General features: G+C 65.6%; 7 protein-coding genes and 3 pseudogenes. 5 read left to right on the top strand and 5 right to left on the bottom strand.

Going from position 1 to position 9,972, the window contains the following annotated elements; genetic code table 11:
* Positions 1 to 175: 175 nt before the first annotated feature.
* Together ASE90_RS07645 and ASE90_RS19055 are read right to left on the bottom strand one after the other, a co-directional pair.
* Positions 176 to 892, bottom strand: coding sequence for an IS6 family transposase (locus ASE90_RS07645; RefSeq protein ID WP_055998552.1), 717 nt, complete (start codon positions 890 to 892; stop codon positions 176 to 178).
* A 43-nt stretch (positions 893 to 935) separates the two neighbouring features.
* Positions 936 to 1,357: pseudogene (locus tag ASE90_RS19055) on the bottom strand (IS3 family transposase); the annotation flags it as partial.
* 291 nt (positions 1,358 to 1,648) lie between these two features.
* Between ASE90_RS19055 and ASE90_RS07635 the strand changes: the two are divergent.
* The 5 genes from ASE90_RS07635 to ASE90_RS07615 all read left to right on the top strand — a co-directional run bounded on the left by ASE90_RS07635 (position 1,649) and on the right by ASE90_RS07615 (position 7,933).
* Positions 1,649 to 3,445: an alkyl/aryl-sulfatase gene (locus tag ASE90_RS07635; protein WP_235531712.1), complete on the top strand. Its 1,797-nt coding sequence runs from the start codon at positions 1,649 to 1,651 to the stop codon at positions 3,443 to 3,445.
* Between the two features lie 83 nt (positions 3,446 to 3,528).
* A complete protein-coding gene (locus ASE90_RS07630; RefSeq protein ID WP_055998548.1) occupies positions 3,529 to 4,002 on the top strand; it encodes a hypothetical protein in 474 nt (157 codons plus the stop codon).
* 139 nt (positions 4,003 to 4,141) lie between these two features.
* Complete coding sequence (locus ASE90_RS07625) at positions 4,142 to 5,287, top strand: Gfo/Idh/MocA family protein (protein ID WP_235531711.1); 1,146 nt, start codon at positions 4,142 to 4,144, stop codon at positions 5,285 to 5,287.
* Between the two features lie 29 nt (positions 5,288 to 5,316).
* Positions 5,317 to 6,129, top strand: a complete 813-nt coding sequence (locus ASE90_RS07620; RefSeq protein ID WP_055998544.1) for a glucose 1-dehydrogenase — start codon at positions 5,317 to 5,319, stop codon at positions 6,127 to 6,129.
* A complete protein-coding gene (locus ASE90_RS07615) occupies positions 6,122 to 7,933 on the top strand; it encodes a glycoside hydrolase family 15 protein (RefSeq protein ID WP_055998542.1) in 1,812 nt (603 codons plus the stop codon). Before ASE90_RS07620 ends, ASE90_RS07615 begins: the two co-directional genes overlap by 8 nt.
* 36 nt (positions 7,934 to 7,969) lie before the next feature.
* On the opposite strand, the gene ASE90_RS07610 is transcribed toward ASE90_RS07615, so the two are convergent.
* The 3 genes and pseudogenes from ASE90_RS07610 to ASE90_RS07595 form a co-directional block, all read right to left on the bottom strand.
* Positions 7,970 to 8,203 (bottom strand): hypothetical protein, encoded by a 234-nt coding sequence (locus ASE90_RS07610; protein WP_156357933.1) that lies wholly within the window; start codon positions 8,201 to 8,203, stop codon positions 7,970 to 7,972.
* 92 nt (positions 8,204 to 8,295) lie between these two features.
* Positions 8,296 to 9,088, bottom strand: a pseudogene (gene tnpC, locus ASE90_RS19640) (IS66 family transposase); the annotation flags it as partial.
* 191 nt (positions 9,089 to 9,279) lie between these two features.
* Positions 9,280 to 9,880: pseudogene (locus ASE90_RS07595) on the bottom strand (IS3 family transposase); the annotation flags it as partial.
* Between the last annotated feature and the right edge of the window lie 92 nt (positions 9,881 to 9,972).

Genomic DNA, 9,972 nt, shown 5'->3' with positions numbered 1-9,972 from the left:
CAGCTCGGCCGCAAGACGCTGGAGGTCGAGATCCTGAAGGAAGCGCTGGAGCGTTCACGCCCAAAAAAAGCGAGCTTGCTCATGCACTCGCCGCTGCCGAAGACTATCCGGGGTGCTGTCAGTCTAACGCGAACCGCTCTCCACACGATGCATGTCGGTCTTTGAGGATGGCAGCCTAGCTTGCGAGGATCTGCCACTCAGCCAGTGCGGCTGAGCGTCGGTCCTTGTAGGTCTGTCGGTCGACGAGATGGCGCTCCAGGTTGAAGTGGTTGTGAACGTTGGCGTGGACGGAAGCGAACTTCTGCAAGGTGCGCATCTGCCTGAACCTGAGCATCGCCCGCTCTCGTCTTCGGAACGGCAGGTGCGAGTTCTCGACCCGGTTGTTGGCCCAGCGACCAGTCTCCTGCTTCTGGGCATTGCCGAGATCGTTCATTGCCGCCCGGTAGCTGCGCAGGCCATCGGTGGTGATCGCCTCGGGGGAGCCATGGCGCTTCATTGCCTTCTTCATAAAGGTAAGTGCAGCTGCCTTGTCCCGGGTCCTGGTAACGTAGCTCTCCAGCACCTCACCCTCCTGGTCTACCGCTCGCCACAGGTAGACCATCTCGCCGTTCAGCTTCACGTACATCTCGTCGAGATGCCAGCGCCAGTGACGGAAGCCCCGCATGCGGCTGACCCGCTGGCGGCGGATCTCGCCGGCAAACATTGGACCAAACCTGTTCCACCACAGCCGCACCGTCTCATGGCAGATATCGATCCCGCGTTCGAACAGCAGGTCCTCCACATTCCGCAACGACAGCGGGAAACGCACGTACATCAGCACCACCAGCCGGATCACTTCTGGCGATGAGTTGAAGTAGCGGAACGGGCTGGCTGGCTTTCGCGGACGGGGCATCGGAGCCCCCTACCCCGCCCTGCTTACCGGAAGGTGCATTTGGTTTGACGCAGCCCCCGCGAGCCTTGGTGCTGCCGGCCAGGCGGTCGTACACCGTCGAGCGCCCGACCCCGAGCGTGCTGGCGACCAGGCTCACCGGATAGTCTCCGGCCCGGCAGCGGCGAGTGCATGAGCAAGCTCGCTTTTTTTGGGCGTGAACGCTCCAGCGCTTCCTTCAGGATCTCGACCTCCAGCGTCTTGCGGCCGAGCTGGCGCTCCAGTTCGCGGATGCGATTGTCCATCTCGCGGACCTGGCGGTTGCTGGTCACGTCATCGTCGGCGCGCCACCACCGAGATGCTCTCGCGACCGTCGAGCGTCTCCTCGACGATCCTCAGCTTCTCAGGCGTGCTCCAGTGACGGCGACGACCGCCGTCGGCGATGATCTCGGACACGGACATAAGCCTATGCTCAGGGGATAGCCCCACGCCTCCTTCTTAGGCTTAATTCCGTCCGGTCAAAACAGGGGCCAGTTCAATACCCCACTGATCAAGTAGGCATTAAGCCGGCGGTTTGGCGGCGGTTCGGGGGCTTGAATGTGATACGATGGATAGCAACGGGCTGTGCATGCGCAGCGCTGATCGCCGGCACAGGACATGCTCAGGAGATGCATCCGTCGACAGGGCGCAGCACAGCCGGCTACGGCTGAAACCCGGCAGAAGCTGCTGGAATTCGCGCGCACGCTTCCGGTCGACGACAAGCACGATCGCGCGCTGGCCATGCGCGGCTTCATCGCGACGGTGCCGGGAAACGTGCTGCGCGATCCGGATGGTGCGGTCGTCGCCGACCTTGATACCAACGCCTTCTTCAATCGGCCGGCGCCGGCTACCGTCAATCCCAGCCTGTGGCGCAACGCCGGGCTGCTGGCGCGACATGGTCTCTTCAATGTCGCCGACCGCCTCTATCAGGTCCGCGGGCTGAGCATCTCGAACATGACGGTGATCGTCGGCGATACGGGATATGTCGTTGTCGATCCGGGCTTCGAGGACGCGGCGCGGGCCGGCATGGAGCTGGTCTATCACCATCTCGGGCGCAAGCCGGTGACGGGCATCCTCTACACCCACAGCCATTCGGACCATTACAGCGGCGTGCGCGGCGTGCTTTCGGATGAGGAGGCGGCGCGGCGCAAGGTGCCTGTCGTCGCGCCTGCCGGGTTCATCCGCGAGGTGATGGGTGAGTCGATCATCGCCGGGCCTGCGATGGGTCGGCGCGCGGGCTACCAGTTCGGCTTTCGTCTGCCGCAGACCGAGACGGGCGGCGTCACGCTGGGCATCGGACCGACGATCCGCACCGTCGCCCCGCCCGCCGGTCGAGCGGCGACGGCGCGCTCGCGTCTGCCGATCGTGCCGACGCATGAAATCAGCCGCACGGGCGAGACGCTGACGATCGACGGCGTGCGGTTCGAGTTCCAGATGGCTACGAATACCGAGGCACCGGCGGAGCTCCATTTCTATCTGCCCGACTTCAAGGCACTCTGCCTCGCCGAGAATGCGAACGGAACGTTGCACAACGCTCTGCCCGTGCGCGGCGCACTGGTTCGCGACGTCAATGCGTGGGCGGACGTGCTGACCGAGGCGATCGGGCGCTATGGCGACCGGAGCGAAGTGCTGTTCACATCCCACTTCTGGCCGCACTGGGGACGCGCAGACATCCTCGATTATCTCCAGAACCACCGCGATGCGTACAAATATCTGCACGACCAGAGCGTGCGCCTGATGAACGACGGGCTGACCGGAAACGAGATCGCCGATCAGTTGCGCTATCCCGATGTGCTGGCGTCGCGATGGTTCAATCGCGAATATTACGGCACGCTCAGCCACAATTCGCGCGCGGTGTACCAGCGCTACATGGGCTTTTACGACGGCAATCCGGCGCACCTCGACCCGCTGCCGCCGGAAGATGCCGCCAAACGCTATGTCGCGGCGATCGGTGGCGGTGAGCGCGGACTGGCGTTGGCAGAGGAAGCCGAGGCCAAGGGCGATCATCGATGGGCGGTCGAACTTCTCGATCGGCTCGTCTTCGCCGATCCGACGAATGCGCGAGCCAAGGCGCGACTGGCCGATCTCTACGAGCAGCTCGGCTATCGCGCCGAAAGTTCGACCTGGCGCAACGGCTATCTGACTGCGGCGCAGGAACTGCGACAGGGCAGCGGCACCCCCACGCGAGGTCCCGCGTTCGCGGGGCTGGCGAACCTGCCGATCGACCTGCTGCTGGATGCCGCTGCGGTGCGCCTGGTGCCCGACCGTGCGAGGGGCGTCGTGCTCGACTTCAACATCGTCGATGCCGATACCGGCGTCAGCCGGCGGGTTCAGGTGCGCAACGCGGTGCTGGCACACGAGGCGACGGATCGGGTCGTCACCTGCCAGCCGGTGGTGCGGCTGACCGCGCAGGGCTTCCACGCTGCCCTCTCCGGTCAACCGCCGGCGGGCTTGAAGACCGACGAACAGGCATTGCTCCGTCGTTTCGCGGAGTTGTTCGACGGGCCGTTGCAGAATTTCGCGATCGTCACGCCGTAGCGGCGGAACCACGCCCCCTCTCTACCATCAGGTCTATCGTCCATCCGCTTCATGATGTCGCTTGCCCGCCGCCGCCTGTTCCTGTGCGCCGCCGTGATCGCAACGCCTGCCACTGCCCAGATCGTTCCCGATCAGGTCGCGGCGCCTTCGTCGGCACGGCACTCTATGGCGATACCATCGGATATTATCCTGTCGCGCGCACCAAGGAAGGCAAACGCCGCGCCGCGTCGCAAGCGCTGCGCATTCCGCTATTCCATGCGGTCGTCCTCGCGGTCGTCCTGAAACTGTCGGGAGGCGGGGCGCCCGAGGCGGCACGCCCCGCCGCCGACCTCCTGTCGACTTCGGTCTTGGTGCTGGGCATGGCCGTGATCGGGTTCAATCTCGCCACGGTCCGCTCCGACGATCCCGATATGCTGCTAGTCGCACGGATACTCGCGGTGCGTCAGGTCGGCGCGGTGGTCCTGGTCGCCGTGGCGCTGGGCGTCGAGGCGGCGCTGGTCGGCGTGCTCGGCACGCGCGAACAGGAAGCGGCGACGCTGGCGGCGTTGTCGCCCTGATCCTCGTCACCGCCGCCGTCGCGCTGGCGGGCGCCACCGCCTTGCCGGACAGCCGGACCGGCCCGTCGCCGGACGCTTTGTCGGCGCGGTGGAACAATTGCGGCGGGTGGGGCGGTTGCGCCGCTTCGACAAATGATAGGTGAGACAGGGTATGGGCATTGCATCGGCACTCGGCCTGGGCGGACGCAAGATACGCTATGCCACCGTGGGGTTGGGCGACATCGCGCAGGAAGCGTTGATGCCCGGCGTCGATCACACCGGCAATTCCAAGATGACCGCGCTGGTATCCGGCGATCCCGAAAAGCTTGGCGCGCTGGGCGAACGCTACGGCGTGGCGGACCGGTATTCGTACGAACAGTTTCCCGAACTGCTCCGGTCGGGCACGATCGACGCCATCTATCTCGCCACCCCCAATTGGCGCCATGCCGAGTTCGCGGTGCCGGCGCTGGAGGCGGGCATCCATGTCCTGTGCGAAAAGCCACTCGACGTGTCGGCGGAAAAGGCGCGCGCGATCATCGCCGCGGCGGAACGCGGTGGCGCGCGGCTGATGACCGCCTATCGCCTGCATTTCGAACCGGCGACGCTGGATGCGATCCGGCGGATCCGTGCCGGCGAGCTTGGCGACCTGATCGCCTTCACCTCCTGTTTCATGCAGATGGTCGATCCCGCCAACCACCGTGCCACCAACGGGATCGAGGCGGGGCCTTTGTTCGACATGGGCGCCTATCCGATCAACGCGATCCGCTATCTGTTCGGTGCCGAACCGGTCGAGGTCATCTCGGCGATCGGCGTGCGCCATGCCGAGGCAGGGCTGGGCGATCTCGACGATACGATCGCGGTGACGCTGCGGTTGCCGGGCGACCGGCTCGCCCAGTTCACCGTTGGCTATTACGCCAACAACGTCGACAGCCTCACCATCGCCGGGACCAAGGGGTCGATCGAAATGAACCCGGCCTTCGGCTTCGGCCAGGGGCTGGAACATCACCGCCAGATCGGTGAGGATTGCTCGCACAAGACCTACAAGGAAACCGACCAGTTCGGCGGCGAACTGCGCTACTTCTCCGACTGCATCCTGAACGATCGCGACCCCGAGCCGGATGGCGAGGAAGGGCTTGCCGACCTGCTGGTGATCGAGGCGATCGTGACTGCGCTGCGCACCGGCGGCGCGGTACCGATCGAACCGCTGGCGCGTATGCGGCGCATCGATCCGGATACGCAGGAGCAGACGCTGCGCGCGGTATCGGCGCCCGATCCGGTTAACGCCGCCTCGCCGACCGGCGCCTGATCCCCCGTCCGGTATTGCAGGAGACCCGCATGTCCCGTTCCGCCACGCCGCTTGCCGGTCATGTCGCACTCGTCACCGGCGCCAGTTCGGGGATCGGGCTGGGGGTCGCGGAGGCGCTGGCCGGCGCCGGCGCGGCGGTGATCGTCAACTATCATTCGGACGCGGCCTCGGCCGATGCCGTGGTCGAACGAATCCGTGCGGGCGGCGGCCGCGCGGTCGCGGTCGGTGCCGACGTGTCGGACGAGGGTGAGGTGGTGCGACTGTTCGACGAAGCTGTCGCGGCGTTCGGGCGGATCGACGTGCTGGTCGCCAATTCGGGGCTGCAAAAGGACGCGGCGATCGCCGACATGACGCTGGCCGATTGGAACACCGTCATCGCCGTAAACCTGACCGGGCAGTTCCTGTGTGCGCGCGAGGCGGTCCGCCGGTTCCGCGCGCAGCCGCGCGACCGCCGGCCGGCGCGAAGTGCCGGGGCGATCGTGACGATGAGTTCGGTGCATGAGGTGATCCCCTGGGCGGGGCACATCAACTATGCCGCGTCGAAGGGGGGCAGCCGCATGTTCACCCGCTCGCTGGCGCAGGAGGTGGCGCTCGACGGCATCCGCGTAAACGCCATCGCCCCCGGCGCGATCCGTACCCCGATCAACCGGGATGCATGGGACGATGCCGATGCGCTGGAAAAACTGTTGCGGCTGATCCCCTATGGCCGGATCGGCGAGCCCGACGACGTGGCGCGCGCGGTGGTGTGGCTGGCATCGGACGACGCCGATTACGTGACCGGCACCACCCTGTTCGTCGACGGTGGCATGACCCTGTATCCCGAATTCCGCGACAATGATTGAGCCGCCGCGCGCGATCGGCGACCATGGCATCATCGGCGATCTGGAGACGGCGGCGCTGGTCGCGCGCGACGCGACGATCGACTATCTGTGCTGGCCGTCGCTCGACAGTCCGACGATCTTCGCCGAACTGCTCGATGCCGAAAAGGGCGGGGCCTTCACCCTGCACCCCGTGCTGGATCGCCCGCAGCGCATCCAGCTCTACGTCCCCGATACCAACGTGCTGCTGACGCGCTGGATGGCGGAAGATGGCAGCGCCGAGGTCAGCGACCTCCTGCCGCTGCCCGATGCCCGCGTCCATCCGGATCACAATGCACGCTGCCTGATCCGCCGGGTGACCGTGACGCGGGGGACGATCCGCTTCCGGGTGCGGTGCGCGCCGCGATTCGATTATGCACGGGAGACGCCGGGCGTGGCGGCGGTGGACGGCGGCATCCGCTTCGTCGGCCGCGACCTTGCGTTGCGGCTGTTCGCCTCGGTTGCGCTGACCGCCGAACCCGATGCCGCCAGCGCCGATTTCACGCTGGAGGCCGGGCAAAGCGCGTGGTTCGTGCTCGGTGAGGACGCATTGTCGTGCCCGACCGACGATCTGGTCGACGCCGATATGACGGCAACGACCGCCGCATGGCGACGCTGGGCCTCGCAATCCTCCTATAACGGCCGTTGGCGCGAGGCGATGACGCGGTCGGCGCTGGCGCTCAAGCTGCTGACCTCCGCGCGACACGGCTCGATCGCCGCAGCGGCAACCTTCGGCCTGCCGGAGGCGACCGGGGCCGGGCGGAACTGGGACTATCGCGCCACCTGGATCCGCGACGCGTCGTTCACCGTCTATGCGTTCCTGCGCCTCGGTTTCGTCGCCGAAGCGGAGCATTTCAACCGCTGGGCCGCCGACCGGGTCATGGATGCCGGCCGCGACCACCCGATCCGGATCATGTACGCGATCGACGGATCGGAGGCCGCCGACGAACACGAATTGTCGCATCTGGCGGGCTATGCCGGCAGCCGCCCGGTGCGGATCGGCAATGCCGCGCACGCGCAAAGCCAGCTCGACATCTTCGGCGAGCTGCTCGACAGCGTGTATCTATCGAACAAATACGGCACCGCGATCAGCCATAAAGGCTGGCAGCATGTGCGCGGCATCATCGACCATGTCATCGCCCATTGGCAGGAACCCGATGCCGGTATCTGGGAAATGCGCGGCGAGCCGCGGCATTTCCTCCATTCGCGGTTGATGTGCTGGGTCGCGCTTGATCGTGCGATCCGTCTGGCCAGGAAACGCTCGCTGCCCGCGCCGCTGGTCGCCTGGGCCGAATGCCGCGACGCGATCGTCGACGATGTCTGGACGAACTTTCGCCACCCCGAACACGGCTATTTCGTACAGGAACGCGGCGGCCGCGAACTGGACGCGGCGTTGCTGATGATGCCGCTGGTCCGTTTCATATCATCATCCGATTCCGTATGGCTCAAAACCCTCGACGCCATCGGCGCGTACCTGCGCGATGACGGGCTCGTCTACCGCTATCGCAACGCCGATGGGCTGGAAGGTGGGGAAGGCGCGTTCACCACCTGCACCTTCTGGTATGCCGAATGTCTCGCGCGGGCAGAGCGGATGGACGAGGCGCAGACGATCCTTGCCAAGGGGATGGCCTATGCCAACGCGCTGGGCCTGTTCTCCGAGGAGGTCGACCAGCGCGGCCTGCCGCTCGGCAACTTTCCGCAGGCGCTGACCCATCTGGCGTTCGTCAGCGCCGCCTATTTTATCGATCGAAAGCTCGATCCGGCTTACCGTCCCCAGTGGCAACCATAAGGACGTCCGTCGGCGTTCCCGATCGATCGCACGATATCATGCCCGGACGTTCACGACGGTCGTGCCGATCTCCGTATGCGCCAGCGCCGCATCGGTCGTGTACGTCTCGCCACCCAGTTCCAGCGCCAGCGCCAGACATGCCCGGTCGCCGAACGTCATTGCCTGCGAAACGGTCAGCGGTCGCACGTCGAGGTGCAGGCCACCCGATCCTTCCCGGACTTCTTCCAGCGGGACTCCCCGCTCGCGCAGCTTCGACACGACTTTGCCCACATCAATTGCGCCGATCACCGATCGGCAAGGACGGTGGCAACCTGGATCCGCCCCGGACTCATCGTTGAGCAGGCAGAGCAGGACGGACGCATCTCGAAGCGACCATCGTCGGCATAGCGGGTCAACGCCGTCCAGCGGGTCAGCGCATCGCGGATGGCGACCGCGAGGTCGGAGCGCCGGGACAGCTTCGGTCCGGTTGCGTCGAGCCACTGGCGGAACGCATCGAGCAGCGGTCCGGCCCTGGTCTGGCGCGCGTGCCGTCGCTCGTCGGGTGGCCGGCCGCGCACGCCCTGATCGACGGCATAGAGGCCGGCGATATGGTCCAGTACCTCGCGGGCGGCGGCGGAGCCGGTTGCGGCATGGACGTCGAAGAACTTGCGCCTGACGTGCGCTCAGCAGGCCACCTCTGCGATGCGTTCGCCATAGAGGCGGTCGAACCCGGCATAGCCATCGGCGTACAGACCGCCCCGGAACCGGGCAAGATGCCCGGCGGGGCGTTCGTCCTTGCGGTCGGGCATGTAGCGGAACAGCACGGCGGGCGGAACGTAGCCGCCAGCCCCGCGTTCGTCACGCACATAGGTCCATAGCCGGCCCGTCATGGTGCGACCGGTGCCGGGTGCGAGCACTGGTACGGGCGTATCGTCGGCGTGGGGGGTCGCGCCGCCCATGGACATGGCGCTCCAGCGCGTCGACCAGCGGGTCGAGGAGTGTCGCCGAGCGCTCAACCCAGTCGGCCAAGGTGGAGCGGGCAAAGTCGACACCCTGGCGCGCGTAGATGCCCGACTGGCGGTACAGCGGCAGATGGTCGGCGTATTTAGACACCAGCACATGTGCGAGCAGCCCGGCACCGGGCCGACCGCGCTCGATGGGCATGGACGGCAGCGGCCCTGCCCGTCCGGTCATTCATTCAGCCGAAGTTCAACGGCAGCTTAGTCCCTGATGCTGGACGTTAAGGAGTAAATGGCCCGCATCCAAATGGTGAACGAAACTCACTCGGCTAATGTCACGAGAAGGACATGGTTCGAATTTGAGGGTCCCCCGGTTTCTCATCCAACCTGAATGTGAGTTTCCGGCGTTCATTCGGTCGCTTTGGCGGCCGCGGCAGCAGCATATTCGACCGGCGTCATCCAGCCAAGCGATGTGTGAGGACGGCTCTCGTTATAGTCCTGCCGCCAAGCCTCGATCTTGGCTCCGACGTCGGGCGTGGACAGGAACCAATGTGTGTTCAGGCACTCGTCGCGAAGACGACCGTTGAACGACTCTACGAAGGCATTGTCGGTGGGTTTGCCCGGTCAACTGAAGTCCAAGGTCACGCCGTTCTCGTACGCCCAACGGTCGAGTGCTTTCGAGATGAATTCCGGACCATTGTCCACGCGAATGGTCTTGGGCGCGCCGCGGATCGACGAGATCCGTTCCATCGCCTCGACCACCTGTTCGCCCTTGATACCCTGATCGACGTCAATCGCCAAAGCTTCGCGCGTGAAGGCGCCGACCACGGTCAGCGCTCGTAACCGTCGACCGTTGAACAGGGCGTCCGAGACGAAATCCATCGACCACATCTCGTTCGCCGCCAACGCCGCGGGTTGCCGTTCGCGGTTCGCAGCGCTGACGTTGCGTCTTGGCTTCTTGGAGCCGAAGGCTCAGTCCATCATTCCGATATAGCCGATAGATGGACTTGCCCCGGAAAAGTGGAGAGTTCTCCTTAAGGTGAAAGGCGAACTCGATGACGAAGCAGCGACGGTTCACGAAGGAATTTGAAAACGAAGCGG

Origin of the sequence: Sphingomonas sp. Leaf67 (genome assembly GCF_001421965.1) — a bacterium.
In the GTDB taxonomy this organism is placed as follows: domain Bacteria; phylum Pseudomonadota; class Alphaproteobacteria; order Sphingomonadales; family Sphingomonadaceae; genus Sphingomonas.
This window is presented reverse-complemented; position numbering and strand designations above follow the sequence as displayed.